Source organism: Actinoplanes derwentensis (assembly GCF_900104725.1).
GTDB classification, from domain to species: Bacteria; Actinomycetota; Actinomycetes; order Mycobacteriales; family Micromonosporaceae; genus Actinoplanes; species Actinoplanes derwentensis.
In genome coordinates this window covers 3,598,823-3,620,313 of sequence record NZ_LT629758.1, presented here as the reverse complement: position 1 = coordinate 3,620,313, position 21,491 = coordinate 3,598,823, and the positions used below count along the sequence as shown (strand labels likewise).

20 protein-coding genes are annotated in these 21,491 nt (G+C 68.8%); 10 read left to right on the top strand and 10 right to left on the bottom strand.

Annotation, left to right across the window (positions count from 1 at the left end; all coding sequences use genetic code 11):
• Positions 1–39 precede the first annotated feature (39 nt).
• Positions 40–1,164, bottom strand: coding sequence for an IPT/TIG domain-containing protein (locus BLU81_RS15970; protein ID WP_157751611.1), 1,125 nt, complete (start codon positions 1,162–1,164; stop codon positions 40–42).
• 499 nt (positions 1,165–1,663) lie between these two features.
• Here BLU81_RS15970 and BLU81_RS15965 point away from each other — a divergent pair, with 499 nt between their 5' ends.
• Positions 1,664–2,410, top strand: a complete 747-nt coding sequence (locus BLU81_RS15965; protein WP_157751610.1) for a GGDEF domain-containing protein — start codon at positions 1,664–1,666, stop codon at positions 2,408–2,410.
• On the opposite strand, the gene BLU81_RS15960 is transcribed toward BLU81_RS15965, so the two are convergent.
• The 7 genes from BLU81_RS15960 to BLU81_RS15930 all read right to left on the bottom strand — a co-directional run bounded on the left by BLU81_RS15960 (position 2,400) and on the right by BLU81_RS15930 (position 8,287).
• On the bottom strand, positions 2,400–3,092 hold the full coding sequence (locus BLU81_RS15960; protein WP_092545404.1) for an aspartate/glutamate racemase family protein: 693 nt from the start codon (positions 3,090–3,092) through the stop codon (positions 2,400–2,402). The two genes, BLU81_RS15965 and BLU81_RS15960, sit on opposite strands and share 11 nt — an antisense overlap.
• A gap of 4 nt (positions 3,093–3,096) precedes the next feature.
• Positions 3,097–3,471 (bottom strand): PH domain-containing protein, encoded by a 375-nt coding sequence (locus BLU81_RS15955; protein WP_092545403.1) that lies wholly within the window; start codon positions 3,469–3,471, stop codon positions 3,097–3,099.
• Entirely contained in the window at positions 3,468–4,187 is a 720-nt protein-coding gene (locus BLU81_RS15950; RefSeq protein WP_092545402.1) for a tRNA(His) guanylyltransferase Thg1 family protein, read from the bottom strand. The genes BLU81_RS15955 and BLU81_RS15950 overlap by 4 nt, the downstream gene beginning before the upstream one ends.
• Before the next feature lie 79 nt (positions 4,188–4,266).
• Positions 4,267–4,656, bottom strand: a complete 390-nt coding sequence (locus BLU81_RS15945) for a VOC family protein (RefSeq protein WP_092545401.1) — start codon at positions 4,654–4,656, stop codon at positions 4,267–4,269.
• A gap of 291 nt (positions 4,657–4,947) precedes the next feature.
• A complete protein-coding gene (locus BLU81_RS15940; protein WP_231954779.1) occupies positions 4,948–6,432 on the bottom strand; it encodes a PEP/pyruvate-binding domain-containing protein in 1,485 nt (494 codons plus the stop codon).
• A gap of 218 nt (positions 6,433–6,650) precedes the next feature.
• Entirely contained in the window at positions 6,651–7,250 is a 600-nt protein-coding gene (locus BLU81_RS15935; protein ID WP_092545399.1) for a transcriptional regulator, read from the bottom strand.
• Entirely contained in the window at positions 7,247–8,287 is a 1,041-nt protein-coding gene (locus BLU81_RS15930) for a TetR/AcrR family transcriptional regulator (RefSeq protein ID WP_092545398.1), read from the bottom strand. Before BLU81_RS15930 ends, BLU81_RS15935 begins: the two co-directional genes overlap by 4 nt.
• Before the next feature lie 233 nt (positions 8,288–8,520).
• Between BLU81_RS15930 and BLU81_RS15925 the strand changes: the two genes are divergently transcribed.
• The 3 genes from BLU81_RS15925 to BLU81_RS15915 all read left to right on the top strand — a co-directional run bounded on the left by BLU81_RS15925 (position 8,521) and on the right by BLU81_RS15915 (position 14,652).
• Positions 8,521–10,140, top strand: a complete 1,620-nt coding sequence (locus BLU81_RS15925) for an ATP-binding cassette domain-containing protein (protein ID WP_092545397.1) — start codon at positions 8,521–8,523, stop codon at positions 10,138–10,140.
• Between the two features lie 148 nt (positions 10,141–10,288).
• Entirely contained in the window at positions 10,289–10,675 is a 387-nt protein-coding gene (locus tag BLU81_RS15920; protein WP_092545396.1) for a PLD nuclease N-terminal domain-containing protein, read from the top strand.
• A 35-nt stretch (positions 10,676–10,710) separates the two neighbouring features.
• Entirely contained in the window at positions 10,711–14,652 is a 3,942-nt protein-coding gene (locus BLU81_RS15915) for a PAS domain S-box protein (RefSeq protein WP_092545395.1), read from the top strand.
• Positions 14,653–14,924: 272 nt separating this feature from the next.
• On the opposite strand, the gene BLU81_RS15910 is transcribed toward BLU81_RS15915, so the two are convergent.
• The gene (locus BLU81_RS15910) at positions 14,925–15,323 is read right to left on the bottom strand and encodes a MerR family transcriptional regulator (RefSeq protein ID WP_092545394.1); all 399 of its coding nucleotides are present in this window, start codon (positions 15,321–15,323) and stop codon (positions 14,925–14,927) included.
• 105 nt (positions 15,324–15,428) lie between these two features.
• Between BLU81_RS15910 and BLU81_RS15905 the strand changes: the two genes are divergently transcribed.
• Positions 15,429–16,499, top strand: a complete 1,071-nt coding sequence (locus BLU81_RS15905; protein ID WP_092545393.1) for an alkene reductase — start codon at positions 15,429–15,431, stop codon at positions 16,497–16,499.
• 1 nt (position 16,500) lies between these two features.
• On the opposite strand, the gene BLU81_RS15900 is transcribed toward BLU81_RS15905, so the two are convergent.
• Positions 16,501–16,767: a helix-turn-helix domain-containing protein gene (locus BLU81_RS15900; protein ID WP_092545392.1), complete on the bottom strand. Its 267-nt coding sequence runs from the start codon at positions 16,765–16,767 to the stop codon at positions 16,501–16,503.
• Between the two features lie 66 nt (positions 16,768–16,833).
• Between BLU81_RS15900 and map the strand changes: the two genes are divergently transcribed.
• The 5 genes from map (at position 16,834) to modA (ending at position 21,489) form a co-directional block, all read left to right on the top strand.
• A complete protein-coding gene (map, locus tag BLU81_RS15895) occupies positions 16,834–17,652 on the top strand; it encodes a type I methionyl aminopeptidase (RefSeq protein WP_092545391.1) in 819 nt (272 codons plus the stop codon).
• A gap of 326 nt (positions 17,653–17,978) precedes the next feature.
• On the top strand, positions 17,979–18,632 hold the full coding sequence (locus tag BLU81_RS15890; protein ID WP_092545390.1) for a pyridoxine/pyridoxamine 5'-phosphate oxidase: 654 nt from the start codon (positions 17,979–17,981) through the stop codon (positions 18,630–18,632).
• 200 nt (positions 18,633–18,832) lie between these two features.
• Positions 18,833–20,191, top strand: coding sequence for an FAD/NAD(P)-binding protein (locus BLU81_RS15885; protein WP_231954575.1), 1,359 nt, complete (start codon positions 18,833–18,835; stop codon positions 20,189–20,191).
• 138 nt (positions 20,192–20,329) lie between these two features.
• Positions 20,330–20,752, top strand: coding sequence for a TOBE domain-containing protein (locus tag BLU81_RS15880; protein ID WP_092545388.1), 423 nt, complete (start codon positions 20,330–20,332; stop codon positions 20,750–20,752).
• Positions 20,743–21,489 (top strand): molybdate ABC transporter substrate-binding protein, encoded by a 747-nt coding sequence (modA, locus tag BLU81_RS15875; RefSeq protein WP_092557140.1) that lies wholly within the window; start codon positions 20,743–20,745, stop codon positions 21,487–21,489. The genes BLU81_RS15880 and modA overlap by 10 nt, the downstream gene beginning before the upstream one ends.
• Positions 21,490–21,491 lie beyond the last annotated feature (2 nt).

Genomic DNA, 21,491 nt, shown 5'->3' with positions numbered 1-21,491 from the left:
GCCGCCCTCCGGTAAGGAGAGCGGCGGTCGTAGTGTGCGTCAGTACGGGCCCACCGTGAAGGTCGAACCACTGCTGACGATCGTCGGTTCGGCGTCCGGGCCCGCGGTGGTCGCGCCGTTGGCCACCACCGTGACCGTGTACGCGCCGTCCGGCACCGGAACGTTCGGCGTCGCCGCGCCGGTCACCGGGTTCAGCGAGCCGGCCGACAGATCCAGGTTGCAGATCAGTTCGGTGTCGGCCACCACCACGACGTTCGTGCATTCGGCCATGCCCCGGTTACCGGCCGGCGTGTAGGTGCCCCGGACCAGGAAGACGTGCGCGTTGGCACTGGTCGGGCTGCCGTTGGAGTCGAAGGTGAGGTCGGAGAAGCCACCACCGGTGATGTCGAGCGTGGTCGCGCTGCCGGCCGAGGCCAGATTGGGCGTGACGGTGATGCCGTTGCTGTACTCGAACAGGAACGGCGACTCGAACGTGGCGGGGTTGTTGTCCGGGTCGGAACTGACCACCTTCCCGCCGGGGGCGTAGACGGTCAGGTACAGACCGGAGCCCGGACCGCGCGACCCGGTGAGCGCGGTGAAGCTGGCACCGTTCGCCGCGACCTTGATGTTGGTCAGCGGCGACCCGCCGATCGAGGCGGTGAGCGGGATGTTCGGTGTGGTGAACGGCATGAAGCCGGTTCCGGTCACGGTGATCGGCGTGCCGCCGCTCGCCTGGCTGGCCGACGGGGTGACTCCGGTGATTGTCGGCTTCTGGATCAGGGTGTAACTGGTCGACGCCAGCAGGGTGCCCGACGCGGTGTCGTTGTCGTACAGGCAGACCGCCCACTTCGCCGACGACTGCCCGCTGTCCAGCACCAGGCCGGCCGTGTTGATCTGGCTGGGGTTGGCGTCGGCGTCGAGTTCCGGATACGCCTTCGTCGGCACCTTGAACGCGACCTTCGTACCAGAGATGCGGGTCACGTCGGTCGGTGGCACGGTCACCGTGCCGGAGGTCAGGTTCCCGCCCGAACCGACCACGATCGAGGAGACCACCTTCGACTGGTTGGCACAGGTGCCGGACTGGAACTGGACCGTCGGCGCCGTGGGGAACGTCCCCGCCGCCGCGACCGGAACCGTGCCGACGAGGGTGTTACCACCACCGCTCACTCCGAACGGGCTGTTCAACGTCAAGGTCTGCGGTGCGGCGCTGGCCGGGCCGGTAACACCGACGAGGGCCAGGGCGGTGGAGGCGGCACACGCCAGGCAGGTACGGGCAGCGATTTCATGCTTGCGAGCGTAATGATCTCGTGACCGTGGGTTATCTAAAACGGCGGTTTTATAGTGTCACCGCCGTCAGCCACGCCGTCACCGCGTTCGCCACCAGCAGGCCGGCGTTCAGCCCGCCACCACGCAAAACATCAAAACGATGATTTCGTACGTCGTACCCAGGGCGCCTGTCTCTAGGCTTCGTCCGTGGGGGTGCTCACCACCGGTCGAATGGTGGTTCTGGGAGTCCTGAACGCACTGTTGTATCTGGGACTCCAGTTCACGGATGCGCCGTCGGGGCTGGAAACGGTGCCGATCCTGCTCTCCGGGGTGGTCGGCGCCATCGGTGTGTTCACCGGCATCCGGCGATATCGGCCCGCCTACCGGCTGCCCAGGGGACGTCCTGATCGGCGCCGCGGTGATCTACCTGAACGACACGGTGGCGCAAGGCTGGCTGACCGCCCTGTTCCTGCCCGGACTTCCGCTGCTCGCCGCGGCCCTCGGAGTCGGGCCGATCGCCCTGTCGATCGGTCACACCTTCGGCGACGACAGTTACGTCCCGGTCTACGCGGCCGCCGGAGTGGTGCTGTCCGCGCTGGTGATGACCCGGATGTGGCTGCTCATCCAGCGGCAGCGCTGGCTGGCGGTCACCGACGGGCTGACCGGCCTGCGAACCCGGCGTTACTTCGAGGAGACCCTGGCCACCGCGATCGCCCGCAACGCCCGGGCCCGGGAACCGTTCGGGGTACTGCTGCTCGACGTCGACTTCTTCAAGAAGGTCAACGACACCCGCGGGCACGGCGCCGGCGACCGGGTCCTGCAGGAACTCGCCCGCCGGCTGCTCACCGTGGTCCGCGCCGGTGACGTGGTCGCCCGCTACGGCGGCGAGGAGTTCGCCGTGCTGCTCGCCCACGCCGGACCGGCCGAGACCCGCCAGGTCGCCGAACGTCTGCGCGGCACCATCGCCGCCGAACCCATCCCCACCGACGACGGCCCACCGCTGACGATCACCGTCTCGATCGGGGTGGCGGCGGGCGCGGTACCGGGTGTGCCGGACAACAGCGCCCAGCTGATGCTGCAAGCCGACCGCTGTCTTTACACCGCCAAGGAACAGGGCCGTGACCGGGTGGTGGCCGGCCCGGAATTCGACCGGATCACGGCTTGAACGCCGCTTCCACCGCAGCCTCACAATGCAGCCGCGTCGTCGGGAAGACCGGCACACCGCTGTCACTCTGATCGACCAGGAGCTCGATCTCGGTGCAACCGAAAACGATCCCCTCGGCGCCGTCGTCGATCAGCCGCTGAATGATCCGGCGATAAGCCGTCCGCGACTCCGGCCGCACCACACCCAGGCACAGTTCGCCGTAGATGACATCGTTGACGATCCGCTGATCCTCGGCATCCGGAACGAGCACCGTCAGACCGTGCTCGGCCATCCGGCCCCGATAGAACTCCTCCGCCATGGTGAACCGGGTGCCGAGCAGACCGACGGTCCCGATGTCGTGACGTTTGACCGCCTCTGCGGTGGCGTCCCCCAGATGCAGCAGCGGAATCCCGACCGCGCTCTCGATGTCCCCGGCCACCTTGTGCATCGTGTTGGTGCAGAGGACCACAAAATCGGCGCCGGCCGCCTCCAGCCCTTTCGCCGCCTCACCCAGCAGCGCGCCCGCCTCATCCCACCGCCCGGCGGCCTGCAACGCCTCGACACCCGCGAAATCCACCGAATACAGCACGCAGCGCGCCGAATGCAGACCACCCAGCCGGTCCCGGACCAGTTCGTTGAGAATGCGGTAGTACTCAGCGGTCGACTGCCAGCTCATGCCGCCGAGAAGCCCGATCAGACGCATCCGCTTACAGGACGTACGTGCCGATGATCTGGCCGAGCTGACGGATGTCAGCACTGGCCTTGAACTCCAGCCGCACCTTCCCCAGCCCGCTGAACCACAGTTCCAGCTCGGCATCCCGATCGAAGTTACCGGCCGTCTCGATCGAGAAGGCTTGAATCTTGTTGTACGGCAGGGACGTGAAGTCCACCTTCTTACCGGTCATACCCTGCACGTTCGCCGCGATCAGCCGCTTGTTCGTGAACGCCACGAAATCCCGCGCCGTCTTGAACGCCGCCACCAACTGCTCCCCGTTGATCAGCAGCGGTGCCACCTGCGAATACACCGACCCCGGGTCGACCTGCGTGAGCTTGAAAACCGAAGGACTCGAAAAATCAATCACCGGTTGATCGTAGTTTCACCCTGCCAGCCACTCGCCCGCACAACAAGATCCCGGTACTCAGCCCGCATCGGCAACTCCCATTCCACCCGCACCCCGCCGTCCTCCCGCCAGATCCCCACGCCGCGGCGCTGCCAGTCCGGAACCTCGTTGAAGTTGACCCCGTGCTGAAACAGCAGCTCGTTCTTATCGGCCGTACTCCGCCCCGCCAGAGCCCCGGTCGCCTGCTTACCGGACAGCCCTTCCTGCCGCAGCGTCCAATAGCACCAGCCATGCAAAGCCGACCGCGCCGCGTCAGCTTGCCGCCAGGAGAAATATTCGACGACCTCCGCGATCGAGCCCCCCGTCCAGACCCGCGAGTCGAAGTGCCCCATGACCCCGGACCCGCCGGTGAACCCAGCACTGGCCATCCCCGCAGAAACCGAGACAAGTTTCTCGACGACCCGCCCAAAAAGCCGAAACCCAGGTTCAAGGAGCAAGGAGATCTCATCACTGACCGTGTACGCGTACCGAGCCCCGAACTCCTCAAAAAGCAGCCGGGAAGTATCCGCCATGACATCAGCGAACCGCCGGTCGAACGGCTTCTCATAGTGCGACGCAGTGAGCCGGGAGAACCCCCGCCCGTCCAGACGCAACACGGTCCAGAGCCCCGGCGGAACGGTCAGCGAATGAAACCATTCCCGCTCCCGCTGCGCGTTCCCCAAGACATCGACATCCATTGCTAGCCTTCCGGTTCTGCTCTTAAGCCATAGGCTTTCGCTCGTCAGCTCGTCAGCTCGTCGCCCGAAGCGCGCTCTGTCAGGAGGTGTACAGGCAGAACGGATGACCCGCGGGATCGAGCAGAACCCGAACGTTCTCCTGCGGCTGCGACTCAGTCAGCTCCGCACCGAGTTCAACGGCCCGGGCCACAGCCACCGCCAGATCCGGAACCTCGAAGTCCAGGTGAAGCATCATCTGCTGCCGCCCAGGCTCACCCGGCCAGACCGGCCGCACATAGTCCGGATTGTGCTGCACGGTCAGATAGGCCACCCCCTCACCGGCGTCGAGAACCACATTGCCCGGCACTTCCCGCCAGATCGTCCACCCACGAAGCTCCGCATAGAACCGCGCCAAAACCCCAGGATCCGGCGCATCCAGCACAACACCCCACCAGTCCGACCGTGACCAACGCCCACTCTCCTCCGACATGCCCCAACGCTATCGATCACCAGCCCACCGCCCGCTCCCGAACCCACCCCGTTCCCAAGGCCGCCGCCTGGCCCGAGGCCCGTCCGGCCCGGGGGCGTCGTCCGGCCAGAGGTCACGGCCCGGCCCGCGGTACCGCCCGGTTGGGGCCGGATCACCGCGGCCCACCACTCTTCAAGTCCTGGGTCACTGCCCGGTCCGGGGGCACCGGATGCTCCTTTGCTCGCGCGCTGCCGAAGGTCAACGAGGTCTAAACCGCGATCGCTCTGGCGCGGTGAACCTCTCTGGGCCTGGTCATGTAGTCCCTTCGGTGATTGCCTCGTCGGCCCATGAGAGCAGGCGGGCTAGGTGGGGATCGGTGTCACCGGCGGTGATCGGAGGGCTGCCGAGGACCACTTCGCCGCCGAGTCCGTCGATGGTGATCAAAGTGCCCTCTCGGAGAAGGCCGGTGGGAGTGTGGACACATCCGGTGGTGGGGTCGACCTTGAGGGCGGTGGCCGAGACCACCGATGGTTTGCCCAGGGAACGGGCGACCACTGCGGCATGGCTGGTAGGGCCACCGACCGTGGTGACGATGCCCGCGGCGGCGGCCAGACCGTGCATGTCCAGCGGGGAGGTGTGCGGGCGGACGAGGATCACCGGGCCGGTCACGGCCATCCGGGCGGCTTGATCGGCGGTGACCGCGATCCGTCCGGTGGCTACCCCCGGACTCGCGGCCACACCCCGGGCGATGACTTCGAGAGCGCCGTCCAGACGGATACGCGGAGTGCGGGCGGCTTTCAGCTGCTGCGGAGTCACCCGGGTCAGGGCGGTGCGGCGATCGAGTATGCCCTCGTCGGTCAGCTCGACCGTCGCCCGCACGGCAGCCCGGCCGGACAGCCCACCCGGGCGTACCTGCAGAAACCACAGCCGCCCCGACTCGTAGGTGAACTCGACGTGGCACACGTCCCGGAAACGGCGCTCCAGAAGGGCCAGGGCTTCGACCAGAGCCGCCCAGACGGAAGGCTCCCTCGCCGCCAGATCCGTCAGCGGGTGAGTGGGGAAGCGGCCGGAGACCACATCCTCGCCCTGATGACCGAAGAGGACGTCACCGTGGACGGACTTCTCGCCGGTGCTCGGGTTACGACTGAAAGCCACGCCGCTGCCACTGTGGGAGTCACGGTCCCCGAAGACCATGGCCTGCACGACAACAGCCGTCCCCAGGTCATGCGGAACATCATGCAACTCCCGGTAGGTGACGGCCCTCGGCGTATTCCACGAGGCGAACACTTCCTCGACGGCCCGTCGAACCTGAACCCCCAGCGACGGACCATCGGCGTCTCGTGCTTTCGCCATCCCGAGCGAACCCGTTGCGGTCGAACCCGTCGCGCGTGAACCTGCGGGGGACGAACCCACTGTGGGTGGGGCCATCGCGGTTGAGGACCGGACGGGCGAAGTCGCCGTGGATGAACCCACCGTGGGTGGAGCCAGCGAAGGGAAGCCCACAGGAACTGCCGGATCTTGAGTGAACGGCGGATTCGCCGAGGGTTGCGGCGGTGGATCGGTGGGACCTTCGCGACCCACCTGAAGAAAGGTGTTCATCATGCCGGGCATGGAGACCGCTGCGCCTGATCGGACCGACACCAGCAACGGGAGCCGGTCGACGGACGACTCCAAGGCGGATAGGGCCTCGGCCAGCTCGACCTCCAGGCACTCCGGAAGACAGCCGTCGCGGAGGAAGGCGCGGCATGCCTCGGTGGTGATCACGAAGCCGGGTGGCACCGGCAGGCCCAGACTCATCAGGATGATCAAGCCCTGGGCCTTGGCGCCAAGCAGTTCAAGGCCGGGTAGATCAAGCCCTCTCGGATCAAGCTCGGGCAGTTCGGGGCCGATCAGGTGAAGGCCGGGCGGCTCAAGCCCGGGCGAATCGGGGTCGGGTGAGTTGAGGGTGGGCAGATCGAGGTCGTTCGGACCGGTCTTGGAAGGATCGTTGTTGGGCGTGAGCGTGTGGATGAACGTCATCGCGGGATGCCCAAGGTGACCAGTAGGTCTTCGTGGAGCTGGAACCATACGGCGTGATACGACGTGGTGGTGTCGGTCAAATGCTCCCGCTCGCCTGACTCGGCGCGGGCCAGTGCTGTTGCCAGCCGGGCACGGTAACCGCTGAAGCGTGGCAATGCGGTGGTCAAGGACACGCAGACCGGGGCGGCCCGGCTGTCCAAATCGGTGAAACGGATCAGGACCCGGCCGTCGTAGGCGGCGTCGCTGTGGTCGTTCACCTCGGCCACGCCGCTGACCGTGCGCATGTGCCAGGCCGAGCAGAGGTCCAGCAGTTCGGGATTGAGCAGCAGGAAGGCCTCGTAAGCACTGGCCACCGCAGGGCGTGAACCGGCGGTGGCCAGTTCCTCGGCGATCAGCCGGGCGTCTTCGGCCTTGCCCGCCTGGGTCACGCCCCAGCCGCCGAAAGGGCCGGCAATCCTCGTCACCAGGCCGGCCACCGCCAGGTCGATCAGGCGGGACTCCGCCTCGGGTGTGGACAGGCCGGTGGTGTCGGCGACCCGCTCCAGGTCGGTGAAGCCCATGCACCGCAACGCGTGCAACACCAGTAGGTCCGTCATGATCGCGCCGTTTCGGTCGGAGGCAGGGCCATCGCGACGGCGTGACCTGCGCCCCGGCCGTGAGCGCGGGCGACGATCCGGCCGGCTCGGACACGGACGGCTGTCTCGGTGTCGTCGGAGACCTCGGCACCGATGGCGGCGGCGAGAGCGGGGCCGTCGTCGAGGTCGATGTGCACCGGGGGAGCGGCAGCGGCCGGGAACGTCTGCCGCAGACAGGTCGCCAGCCCGCCGATGCGCAGTCGAACCAGCGCGCCGGTCTCGGTGGGACTGCCGGTCACCACCGCGATCGTCACCCGTTCCCCGGGGCGCGCGGCGCGGACCGCCTCCTCGGCGGCACTGAGGCGGGCTGCGCCGAGCACGACGACCACACCGTCCTCGGGTTCGGGCCAGGGGTCGTCGCAGAGCTCGGCGTCCCGTACGAAATCAAGGTGTGGGGGAGCCCAGACATCGGCCAGGTCGAGGCTGGTCAGGTGACCGCAAGCTCTCGCCACGTCGAAGGGGTCGCCGAAGCCGGGCGCAGCCCCGGCGAGGTGGTCAGCGCCGTGCAGCAGGGTGAGGATCAGCTCGGCGAGGCGCACCCGGCGGGTCGCCACGGGTGGGCAGGACTCCAGCGAGAGTGCCAGCAGCAGCGCCTCGAGGCGGGTCAGCTCACCCAGGACGGCGCGGCCCGGATCGTCGTCGAACACGCCGGTCACCGATCGGGAGCGCAGCCGGGCGACGGCCACGTTGTCGGTGGCGAGCGGCAGCCGCTCAAGCCAGGCTCGCGCGAATGCCTCAGCCGCGCCGGTGACGTCGGTGACGAGTGTTTCCGTGGCCCCGAGGGAGGCATGTGGCCACGAGTCCAGCAGGACTGCCAGGTAGAGGGATCGCTTGCTCGGGAAGTTCGAATAGACGGCGCCACGGGTCAGATCGACGCGGGAGGCGATCCGGTCGATCTTGGCGTCGGCATAGCCGTGCTCGGCGAACTCCTCGATCGCCGCGCCGAGCACGGCGGTCCGAGTGCGTGCCTGCTGTTGTGCTCGTGTCAACCGGGCCATGCCAGGAAAGATACACCCGACATCTGGATGATGAGAACATCTGAAAATGGGTTGTCCGGGGAGTGCGGGGACCGCTAGCGTTGCTGCCATGTACGAGGGAATCGCATTCATGAGGATCCGCAGCAGCCGCTGACGGCGGCGCGACCTACGGATTTGCCCCGCCGTCTCGGTGTCCTGCCGGGCGGCCCCACACGGCTACCCGGCTCATTCCTGAGCTGCGGAGCTTCCCGATCATGTCTCTCGCGCACCTGCGTGCCGATAACGTCACTGTCCGACTCGGAGCGCGTCAGGTCCTCGACCGCGTTTCCATCACCGTCTCATCCGGCACCCGACTCGCTGTCGTAGGCGAGAACGGCCGGGGCAAGACCACACTTCTGCACGTCCTGGCCGGGCTGCTGACCCCTGACGAGGGGGCGGTGCACCGGTCCGGAACCATCGGCCTCGCGGCCCAGGCCCTGCAAGCCGCCCCGGGTGACACCGTGGGCACGCTGACGAATGCCGCCCTGGCCGATTCGCGTACGGCCCTGGCGGAGTTGGACGAAGCCGCGGCCGCCCTGGCGGCGAACTACGACACCGACGGCACCCCTTCGAAAGGTGAGGCGAGAACCGGCACTGCGGTGGGGGAGCGGTATTCGGCGGCGCTGGAGAGTGCCACCCGGCTCGACGCTTGGGATGCCGAGCGTCGGGTGGACGTGGCGCTGGAGGCGTTGAGTGCGTGCACCGACCGGGGTCGGGAGCTGCGGACCCTGTCGGTGGGGCAGCGGTATCGGGTTCGGCTGGCGTGTCTGCTCGGGGCGCAGCACGACATCCTGTTGCTGGACGAGCCCACCAACCACCTGGATGCGGCCGGGCTGGACTTCCTGACCGGCCGACTACGAGCTCACCCGGGTGGTCTGGCAGTGGTGAGCCACGACCGGCAGTTGCTGCGGGACGTCAGCCGGCAGTTCCTCGACCTCGACCCCAGTGCGGACGGAATGGGTCACGTCTACACCGGCGGGTATGACGAGTGGCAGGAAGGGCGGCGGCGGGACCGGGTGTCCTGGGAGCAGGACTATGCCGAACAGCAGGCCGAGCATGGTCGACTGACCGCGGCCGTGGACCGGGCGCGGAGCCGGCTCACCACCGGTTGGCGGCCGGACAAGGGCGTCGACAAGCACAAACGCCAGTCCCACACACCCGGAGTGGTGCAGGCGCTCAATCGGGAACGGGAGGCTCTGGAAGCGCATCGGATCACGGTTCCGGCGCCGCCGCCGACACTGCGGTGGCCCGATCTGGACATCCGCAAAGGGGTTCCGTTGCTGAGGGCTGAGGGAGTGTCGGTTCCGGGCCGGATGGACGGACCGGTTTCCGTCGCTCTGTCCGGTGGTGATCGGCTGCTCGTCACCGGTGGCAACGGGACCGGCAAGTCCACGCTGTTGTCAGTGCTGGCGGAGCGGCTGGCACCGGGTTCCGGCGCTGTGCACCGGTCGGCGGAGACCCGGGTGGGCCTGGTCGGTCAAGAAGTGCCGGAGTGGCCGGCCGACACCACCGCCCACCAGCTTCTTCAGGGGCGGGGGACGATGGGGTTGCTTGATGCTGAGGCGTTGCGTACCCCGGTGCGTTTGCTGTCGCAAGGCCAGCAGCGACGGCTGGACCTGGCCCTGCGGCTGGCGGAACGGCCGAACCTGCTGATCTTCGACGAACCGACCAACCATCTGTCGTCCGCCTTGGTCGACGAGCTGACCGCGGCTTTGTTCGCCACCTCGGCTGCTGTCGTGATCGCCACGCACGACCGCCGCCTGCTCAGCGACCTGTCCATCTGGCCACGCCTGAACCTGGGCGACCCGACAGCGGACCAGCACGGTCAGTCCTGACCGGGGCCCGACCCGTGCCGCGCAAAGCCAGATCGATCCGGACCGGGCTGGCCCGAGGGAGAGGGGACCGGGCTGGCCCGAGGAAGGGAACGGGGTGATTGAGGGGAACGGGGTCACCCCGTTGAAGATCATTTGGCATCATCGTCGCGTGATTCGTCTCTACTCCCTGTTCGTGCTGGTCGACCTGGTGTTGATCGTCTGCGCGCTGATCTCCTGTCTTTCTGCCGAGGAGCATGAGGTCCGGGCTCTGCCCCGGGTCGTCTGGGTGTTCCTGATTCTGTTGTTCTCGCCGATCGGTGGTATCGCCTGGTTCGTGGCCGGTCGTCCGGCGCGTCCGGTGAAGCTCAGCAACGGCACCACCTGGCGGCCGGGCAGTGGCTTTCCGGAGAAGGAACGTCCTCGGGCGCCTGACGACGACCCGGATTTCCTGAAGACCATCAACAAGAAGGACGACGACGACCTGATGAAGAAGTGGGAAGCCGACCTGCGTCGCCGTGAGGAGGAGTTGCGCCGTAAAGAAGGCGGCGAGAGCTGACTCACGATAATCAGCGGTCGGCCGATCAGGGGTAGGTGGGTGTCGGATACCTCGAGCCGCTGGTCGACCGGCCGGTCCTGGCGGAGGCTTTCGCGCGCAGTCCCGTGCCGAAGGTCGTCACGAGTCTCGCCCCCGGCGAGGTGGGCACCCTCTCCGAGGTCAACGAGGCCTTCTGTGAGCTGCTCGGGTATCGCCGTGACCAGCTGATCGGCCGGTCCTGGCGAGGGCTGGTGGCCGACGAGGACGTCAACGGTGTCAACGCGGTCCTCTCGTCGATGACTCTCGGCAAGGCCAGGTATGCCGCGATCGAACGGGTGCTGCTGCGCAGTGACGGAACCCCGGTGTGGGTGCGGGCGCAGACCGTCGTGGTCAACGACGGGAGTGGTCGGGCGTACGCCGTCGGTGAGATCTTGGACAGCAGCGGCCGGAAGGCGCTCGCCCAGAGTGAGGCGCGCTTTCGCACGATGATCGATTCATCACCGATCGCGATGGCGGTGCTCGGGCCGGACGGTGACTGGCTGCGCACGAATCCGGCGGTGCCGGAGCTGTTCGGTTACACGGGGCTGGAGCTGGCGCGGGTGCCGCTGCCGGCGACGGTGCACCCGGACGACCGGGACGAGGTGCGGGCTGTGTTCGCCGAGCTGGTGTCGGGTGAGCGTGACGGGTTCCGGGGGCGGCGGCGTTTCCAGCACAAGGACGGCCAGGAGCTGATCTGCCTGCTCAGCGTCACCGCGTTGCGGGGTGGGCCGGGTATCGCGGTGCAGATTCTCGCGCAGATCGTCGACGTCACCGAGACGGCCGCCGCGGAGCGGGCCAGCAGCCGGGAGACCGTACGGCTGCGCAGCACGATCGCGGTGCAGCGGGAGATCGCCGAGGTCGCCAACGACCGGGAGGCCGTGCTGCGGCTGATGACCGAACGTGCCTTGAGTGTGCTGCCGGCCGGGGACGGTGCGGGGGTGCAGGTTCTCGATCCGGCGAGCGGGATGTTGCGGTCGGTCGCCGGGATCGGGCGCCTCGCCGGGCGTGAGGTGCCGCCGATGCGGCCGGGTGAGGCACTGGCGGGGCTGGCGATGTCGTCGGGTGGGCCGGTGCGCTGCGACGACACCGGAACCGATCCGCGGGTGAACCGGTCGGTCGCGGTGAGCGCCGGGACGCGGTCGCTGCTGTTGGCCCCATTGCGGGCTCCGGGTAGTGAGCCGTTCGGGGTGCTGATGGTCGGCAGTTCCCGGGTGGCGGCGTTCACCGAGGGTGATGAACAGCAGCTCACACTGTTGGCCGACGCGCTCGGTGCGGCTCTGCGGCATGCCGAGGACATCGCGGCCCGCGATGAATCGCTGGAACGGTCGACGGCCGCGCTGCGTTCGCTGGAGCAGGAACGCGCCGCCGTGATGACCGCCTTGCATCAGCTGGCCCGTAGTGAGCGGCAGTTCGCCGAGGTGTTCGACCACAGCCCGATCGCCAAGATCGTGATCGGGGTGCACGGCGCCGACCGGGGCCGGATCGTGCTGGCCAACCCGGCCTTCTGCCGGTTGCTCGGCTACCACCCGTCCGAAGCGCTGGGCCTGCGGTGGTGGGACGTCACCACCTGGCCGATCGAGGAAGTCGAACAGGAGCTGACAATCCTGGCGAGCGGAACCCGGAACCGGGGCGTACGAGAGTCGGTGCTCGTCCGCCGGGACGGCTCCCACCTGGCCGTGATGTCGGCGACCTCAGCCATCGTCGACGACGAGGGGGTCACCGGGGCAGTCATCCAGCTTCTCGACATGACCGCCGAGCGGGAGGCCCAGGCCGCCGCCGTCCGGGAACTACGGAGACTGCGGCACACTCTCGCCGTGCAGCGGGAGATCCTGACGGTGGCCGCCGACCGGGACGCCACCATCCGGGTGGTCGCGCAACGGGCGGTCGAACTGTTCCCGGCTGCCGACGGCGCCGCGATCGAACTCGCCGACGGCACCACCGTGGTCCACGGCGTCACCGCGGGCATCAGGTCGACGCTTGTCGCCCCGCTGCACGCCGGGACCGGCGCTCTCCAGGTCACCTCGGGACGGGCCGGGGCCTTCGACGACGCCGACGAACAGCAGCTCGCCCTGCTCGCCGAGAGTCTCAGCGCCGCGCTGCGGCACGCCGACGACACCGTGCAGCGCACCCGGGCGGTCGGCGAGTTGGAGGTCAGTGAGAACCGGTTCCGGCTCACCTTCGACAATTCGCCGCTCGGGGTGGCCCTGTGCAGCCTGCAACCCGGCGAGGTGGGCCGGTACGTGCAGGTCAACCCGGCGATGACGGTGATCACCGGGTACTCCGCCGCCGAGCTGATCACGATGACCGATTCTGATCTGCAGCGGCCGCAGGACGCCGGGCTCGCCGAGCGCCGCTACCGGCACCGGGACGGGCACACCATCTGGGTGGCGGTGCGCACCGCGGTGGTGCGCGGGCCGGACGGCACCCCGCGCTACGTGGTCAACCAGGTCGAGGACGTGACCGCCCGCCGGGCCGCTGACGCCGAACTGCGCCGGCATGCCCGGGCGCTGGAGCTGATCCCGGACGCGGTCATCGTCCGGGAGATGGACGGCACCATCCGGTGGTGGAACGCGGGAGCCTCCGACCTGTACGGATGGCCGCTCACCGCGGTCCAGGGCAAGATCACCCATCAGCTCCTGGCCACCGTGTTCCCCGGTGGCGTCGGCGGTGACGAGCATGCCCGGCTGATGCTGCGCGACGGGCGCTGGGACGGACCGCTCGATCATCTGACCGCGGACGGGAGTACCGTCACCGTGCTCAGCCGTCAGGTCCTGCACCAGCCCGACGCCGACGGTGACGGCGAGTCCGCACCACAGATCCTGGAGATCAACACCGATGTGACCGCGGCCCGCGCCGCCGAACTCGCCCTGGCCGAAAGCGAACAGCGGTTCCGTGGACAGTTCGCGAACTCGGCCGTCGGCCAGGTCATCCAGGCTCTCGACGGGCATCTGCTGGCCGCCAACGCCGCCTACGCCGCGATGCTCGGCCGCACCGTCGAGGAGGTGGTCACGTTCGACAACGACGACCTGCTCGACCCCGATGACCTGGTCGAACACACCAGGCTCACGGCCGGGCTGTTCGCCGGTGAGGCCGTCGCCTACACCCATCAGAGCCGGCTGCGACATGCCGAAGGGCACTGGATCGACGCCGAGGCGACGGTGTCCCTGGTCCGCGACAACTTCGGCCGCCCCAAACACCTCATCGCCGTGGTCACCGATGTGTCCGTCCGCCGTGCCGCCGAACGCGCCCGCGACGACGCGTCCGCCGCCCTGGCCGGCCGGGCCACCGAACTCGAAGCCGCCAACCAGCTCAAACTCGACATCATCGGGATGCTCGGCCACGAGATCGGCAACCCGCTGACCGCGATCCGTGGCCACGCCGAAGTGCTCGTCGACGACTGGTCGCGCCTAACCGACGAGCGCCGGGCCAAGGCCATCGACGCGATCTACCGGCAGGCCGGGCGACTCGACGACATCGTCCAGGAGGTGCTGGCGATGGTGACCATCGAGTCCGGCACGATCCACGCCGATCGGCAGGCGCTGTCGGTGCGTACCGAGATCGGCCGTGCACTTTCGGTCCTCGACGAGATCGTCCCGGTGCTCGGCGACGACGGCCGGGTCGTCGTGCACCCCGGGCACCTGCAGCAGATCCTGGTCAACCTGATCACCAACGCGGCCAAATACGGCGGCGGCGCCACCGCGATCCGGATCGCCGAGGCGGAACGACGGGTCCGGATCACCGTCGAGGACCACGGACCGGGCGTGCCGGACGAGTTCCGCGGCCGGCTCTTCGACCGGCTCACCCGCGCCGACCGGGACGCCCGCCACGTCACCGGCACTGGCCTGGGGCTTTACATCGTCCGCGGGCTGGCCCACGCCAATCACGGCGAGATCGACTACGAACCCCGCCCCGGAGGCGGCTCCCACTTCATCCTCGAACTGCAGGCGACCCCGGACTGAATAACCTTTCTCCGGTACGGCTAGCAGAGTCCCGTGGCCACCCCGCGAGGCCGGCGGGACTTACGGCCGTTCCGCGACCGCCGGGCCGAATGCGGTGGCCAGTGCGCGGTCCCCACGGTGCCTTCTGGTGTCGTACCCAATGAGTTTGCAGTTGATCGTTTTCAGTCAGCAGTAGGCAGCGCCGTCGGTCCTAGCTAGCGGCGGGCAGCGTCTCGGTCCCCACCAGCGGCGGGCAGCGTCTCGGTCTCAACCGGCGGCGGGGAGCGCCGCGGTCAACCAGCGGCGGGCAACGCCTCGCGGAAGCCGCTGCTGGGGAGGGTCTCACGGAAGTCGGCGGCGACCGTCATCAGCCGGTCGAGGGCGTCGCGGGTGCGCTGCAGCTCGGCGATGTGGTCGGTGAGGCGGTCGCGTTCCTGGCGCATCCGTTCCATCGCGGCGTCGGAGTTCTCGGTGCTCGGCGACTCGACGCAGGGGAGCAGTTCGGCGATCGTCCGGCTGGAGATGCCGGCGTTGTAGAGCCGCTGGATGAACGCGATCCGCTCGACCTGCTCGCCCGCGTAGTGCCGCTGGCCGCTGGGGCTGCGCACGCTGGTGAGCAGGCCCTGCTCCTCGTAGTAGCGGATGGCGCGGACACTGACCCCGGTCCGGGCCGCGAGATCTCCGATGCGCACATTTCCTCCCCCGGCTGTGACCTGGCGCTCAGGCCTTGCCTCTCACGTCGACGTCAGGTTTTAGCGTAGCCGCACCTGACCCGGCGGATCGCGGAGGATCCTGATATGTCACAGCTTTTCACTGGTTTCCAGCTCGGTGACCTGGCACTGCCCAACCGGATGGTGATGGCCCCGATGACCCGCGTCCGGGCCGGTGCCGACGGGCTGGCGACGGCTTCGATGGCGGCCTACTACGCGCAGCGGGCGAGCGCCGGGCTGATCGTCTCGGAGGGTGTGCAGCCGAGCCTTCTCGGACAGTCCAACCCGGGAACGCCCGGTCTGCACACCGCCGAGCAGGTCGCGTCGTGGCGTCCGGTGACCGATGCGGTACACGTCAACGGCGGGCGGATCTTCGCCCAGCTGATGCACGGCGGCCGGGTCTCGCACCCGGAGACCACCGGACTGGTCCCGGTCGGGCCGTCGGCGGTCGCCGCGACCGGTGACGTCTTCACGCCGAACGGGCCGCGGCCGGCGCCGGTTCCCCGCGCTCTGGAGACGGCCGAGGTGCCGGAGCAGGCGTGGTCCTACGCCGACGCGGCCCGCCGTGCGATCGAGGCCGGGTTCGACGGCGTGGAACTGCACGGCGCCAACGGTTACCTGATCTCGCAGTTCCTCTCCACCAACGCCAACCTGCGCACCGACGGTTACGGGGGTTCGGTCGCCAACCGGATCCGGTTCGCGGTCGAGGCGGTGACGGCGACCGTGGACGCGGTCGGCGCGGCCCGCACCGGCATCCGGCTGTCGCCTGGCGGCGTGTTCTGGGGTGTCGAGGAGACCGAGATCCCGGAGCTGTACGAGGCCCTGCTGACCGAACTCGCCCGTCTCGACATCGCCTACGTGCACGTGGAGGCGACCGCGGAACAGGACGTGCTGCTCGGGCTGCGCAAGGCGTGGCCGGGCGTGCTGATCGTGAACCCGGTTCTGCCGATGGGACCGAAACAGGCCGGCCAGGCGGAAGCGGACCACTGGCTCGGGCTGGGCGCGGAGCTGATCAGTTTCGGGCGCGGCTTCATCGCCAACCCGGACCTGGTGGAGCGGATGCGGGCTGGTCTGCCGCTGGCGCCGGTGGACGCGGCGACGTTCTATCAGGGCGGTGACCAGGGCTATCTGACTTACCCCACGCATCACTACGCCTGATTCAGGACGCCTGGAGCATCGCCGTGTCGGTCAGCCACACCTCGGCCAGCTCGGTGACCGGGGTGCCGAGCACCTCGGCCAGGCACACCACCGTGCCGAACGCCGGTGACGGGAGGCGGCCGCCCTCGATCTTGCGAAGGGTCTCCGGGGAGATGCCGGCCGCCAGAGCCACCTCGGCGAGGCCGCGGGCGCCCCGTGCGACCCGGAGCGCGGCGCCGAGGCGCTGGCCGGCGGCGATCTGTTCGGGAGTCAGGGGAGGGCGAACCATAGTGTGCAGGATAGCCCGATCGAGGGGGTGGTATAACTATACCGGTCTGGAGAGGAAGGAACCGGCGTGATCGAGTTGAAGTCCCCGGAGGAGATCGGGCGGATGGCCGTGACCGGTCGTTTCGTCGGCGAGCTGCTCGCCGAACTGAAGGGAGTCGCCGACGTCGGCGTCAACCTGATGGACCTGGAACACTACGCCCGCCGCCGCATCAAGGAGCGTGGTGCCGAATCCTGCTACTGGGACTACGCGCCCTCGTTCGGCCGGGGACCGTTCCGCAACGTGCTGTGCCTGTCGGTCAACGACGCTGTCCTGCACGGCCTGCCGACCGACTACGTGCTGCGCGACGGTGATCTGCTCAGTGTCGACATGGCGGTCGGGATCGACGGCTGGGTCGCCGACTCGGCGTTCTCGGTGGTCGTCGGCACCCCCGACCCCGCCGACCTGGTGCTGATCGAATGCACCGAGGTCGCGCTGGAAGCCGGCATCGCCGCGGCCGTCGTCGGCGGCAAGATCGGTGACATCTCGGCCGCGATCGGGGACGTCGCCCGCCGCTACGGGTACGGCATCAACGGCGAGTTCGGCGGGCACGGCCTGGGCCGGACCATGCACGAGGGCCCGCACATCGCCAACGACGGCCGGCCGAACCGGGGCATGAAAATGCAGGCCGGCCTGACCGTGGCCATCGAGCCGTGGTTCTGCGCCGACACCGACAAGATCAAGTTCGACGCGGACGGCTGGACGATCCGCTCCGCCAACGGCTGCCGGACCGCCCATTCCGAGCACACCATCGCCGTCACCGACGCCGGCCCCCAGGTGCTGACCTACCGTCCCGGCCAGGCCCCGAACCCCGCCCCACCCCACGAGGACCCGGCCGTAGCCGCCTGACCGCCCCTAACGAGCGTGGTGACTTACGGTCCGATCCGAACCGCAAGTGTCCACGCTTGTCGCGGTGCTTTCGGGTGTGGTGAGTTGTGGTGCGGATCGAACCGCAAGTCACCACGCTGGTGGTGGCGGCGGTGGAGCCGGTTGCGGCGGGTGCCTTCCTGGGCGTGGTGAGTTGGGGTGCGATTCGAACCGCAAGTGTCCACGCTTGTCGCGGTGCTCTCGGGTGTGGTGACTTGGGGTGTGGGGCGGAGCTTGAGTTGCCGCGCTGGTGCCGGTGCCGCCGGGAGGTTGCCCACGGGCGGGAATTCCGGTGCGATCATCAGAACATGACCGACTTGCGCCAGTTTCTCCGCTGCCTACCGGTGTTCGCGGGGGACATGCCGATCTTCGACCCGATGACGGCGCCGGATCGGCCGGAGGAACTGTTCGTGGATTGGCTGACCGAGGCGGTGGCGGCGCGGGTCCGGGAACCGCACGCGATGACGGTGTCGACGCTGGGGGTCGACGACATCCCGGACGCCCGGGTGCTGTTGCTGAAGAACGTGGACGCCGACGGCTGGCAGTTCGCCAGCCATCGGAACAGCCCGAAGGGCCGGGAGCTGGATCTGCTGTCGGCGGCGGCACTGACTTTCCTGTGGCGGGAGCAGGGGCGGCAGATCCGGGTGCGCGGCCGGGTGGTGATGGCTCCGGCCGAGGACAGTGCCGCCGACTTCCTGGCCAGATCGCAGGCGGCCCGTGCCGAGGCCCTTGCGGGTCGGCAGTCGCAGCCGTTGCACGACCGGCGGCAGTTGGTCATCGCGGCCGAGGAGGCGGCGGAACGGTTCGCCGTGGAGCCGGAGCTGGTGGTCGACGAGTGGACGCTGTACACGGTACGCGCTCAGCAGGTCGAATTCTGGCAGGCCGACAAGGATCGCCGGCACATCCGGTTGCAGTATCTGCGCGACGGCGAAACGTGGCAGCGGCACGAACTGTGGCCCTGATCCGAATGGACAATACGGCTGTTTGACCGTTTCCCATTCGACGGCGTGGCGGAGTCCGGTCGGTTAACAGTAAAATTCCACGGTCGGATAGCCTATAAAGCCGACGGGATATGTGGTTTGCTGTGAGCTGGTCCCGGCCCCAAGGAGTGTGCGATGCCAACCTGCTGTACCAAGCGGCCCCTGATCATGGATGCGCTGCGGTGACCAGCACCGTTGTCCGTGATTCGGTCGCCGCCGCCCGGACCGGACGTGAGCCCGGAACCATCGCGATCATCGGCGGTGGCGCCAGCGGTGCGCTCACCGCCCGTGCGATCGCGCGAAATTCCGCATGGCGGACCGTCCTGATCTCCCCCGAGAGCCGTCCCGGCCGTGGTGTCGCCTATGGCCCCGCCGAGGAATGGCACCTGCTCAACTCCCGTGCGGCAGCGATGAGCGCCGATTCCACGGATCCGCAGCACCTGCTGCGATGGTGCCGCGAACGCGGCATGACGGCCGACGCGGCGAGCTTCCTGCCCCGGCCGGTCTACGGCGATTATCTCGCCGACCAGTTCGCTTCCGCGGCCGGCTCCCGGTTGTCCCATCACCGGGCCACGGCCATCGGCGTACGACCGGACGGTCCCGGCTATGTCGTCACCGACGACACGGATTCCGAGATCCGCGCCGAGCACCTGGTTCTGGCCCTCGGCAATCCGCCCCCGTGCGTGCCGTCGGCGGTCAGTGCCGAGGCTCGCAGCGACGTCGCGTTCGTGGCCGACCCGTGGGCGCCCGGCGCGCTCGACGCGGTGCCCGCGGACCAGCCGGTCCTGCTGCTCGGCACCGGCCTGACCGCGATCGACGTGGCGCTGACGCTGACCCGGGACCCGTGGGGCGTCCCGATCGAGGCGCTGTCCCGGCGCGGTCTGCTGCCACGGGCGCACCCCCACGTACCGGCGCCCGCTGTTGATCTTGAAATTGAGGCGACGGAGTCGCTGGCACCGCTGATCCGGCGGCTGCGCCGGGCGGTCGCCGACGGTGCCCACTGGAGCGCCGTCATCGACCACGTGCGCACCAAGGCCGACCGCCTCTGGGCCGGCCTCGACGCCGCCGCGCGGGAGCGGTTCCTGCGGCACGCGCAACGCTACTGGGAGGTGCACCGGCACCGGATGGCCCCGCCGATCGCGGCCCGGATCGCCGAACTGCACGCCACCGGCGCCTTCCAGCCCCGCTCCGGCCGGATCACGTCGATCGAACCCGACCCGCGCGGCGGCCTGCTCGTGCACGTCGAAGGGGAACAGCCGAAGCGGTACGGCGGGGTCATCACCTGCACCGGCCCCGGCCCGCTGCCCTGCTCGGCCGGCCCGCTGCTCGCCGACCTGCTCGACGACGGCCTGCTCCGGACCGGCCCGCACGGACTCGGCATCGACACCGACGAGAACGGCCAGGCCCGCCCCGGTCTCTGGCTCGTCGGCCCGCTGCGCCGCGGGCACCTGTGGGAGTCGACCGCCGTACCGGAGATCCGCTCCCAGGCCGAACGCCTAGCCGCGGCCCTGCCCCTGCCCGCCGAGCACCACCTGCGGTAACCCGTACCCGCAGCGAACGCCGAGCCGGTCCACCGGCTCGGCGTTCGCATGTGCGGTATCAAACTTCTGCTGACAGCCGAATCCGCGCACGATCGAGGCCCTTACCATCGCATCTGCGAGACCGATAGAGTTCGCCGCGTGACGGTGTTTCGGATCGGTGAGGCTGCGGAACTGCTCGGTGTCAGTGCGGACACGGTGCGCCGGTGGATCGACGCCGGTCGCCTTCCGGCCGACCGCGACGAGGGCGGCCACCGGGTGATCGACGGGCCCGAGCTGGCCGCGTTCGTGCGGGCCAAAGGCAACGACCCCGACGAGCGGGCGGACGAGTCGTCGGCCCGCAACCGGCTGCGGGGCATCGTCACCGCGGTCGTCAAGGACACCGTGATGGCTCAGGTGGACATCCAGTGCGGACCGTTCCGGGTGGTGTCGCTGATGAGCCGGGAAGCCGTCGACGAGCTGGACCTGCGGGTCGGCTCGGTCGCCGTGGCAGTGATCAAGTCGACCACGGTCGTCGTGGAGCGGTCCACGCCCTCCGCGGCAAACAAGGGGAGATCCAGTTGAGGACGATTCGCCTCGCGGCAGCGGGGCTCGTGGCCCTTCTCGCGCTCACCGCCTGCGGTGACGACACTTCGGCTTCGGAGCCGGTCACCGTCTTCGCCGCCGCCTCGCTCACCGAGTCGTTCACCACCATCGGCAAGAACTTCGAGACCGCCAATCCGGGTATGAAGGTCACCTTCAACTTCGCCGGCAGCTCGGCCCTGGCCACCCAGATCAACGAGGGCGCCCCGGCCGACGTGTTCGCCTCGGCCTCACCGAAGAACATGGCCGTCGTCACCGAGGCAGGCACACCCACCACTTTCGTCAAGAACCAGCTGGTCATCGCGGTCACCAAAGGCAACCCGAAAGGCATCGCCGCCCTCGCCGACCTGACCAAGCCCGACCTGAAGCTGGCACTCTGCGCCGAGGCCGTGCCGTGCGGGGCGGCCGCCAAGACGGCCCTGGGGGCGTCCGGCGTCAAGCTCACCCCGGTCACCCTGGAGCAGGACGTGAAAGCGGCACTGTCCAAGGTGAAACTCGGTGAGGTCGACGCGGCAGTGGTCTACCGCACCGACGCCAAGGCGTCCGCGACCGATGTGGACGCGGTCGAGTTCCCCGAGTCGGCGAAGGCGATCAACGACTACCCGATCGTGGTGCTGAAGAACGCCGCCAACCCCACGGGCGCCCAGTCCTTCATCGACTACGTGCTGTCGGCTGACGGGATCAAGGTCCTCACCGAAGCGGGATTCCAGGCACCCTGACC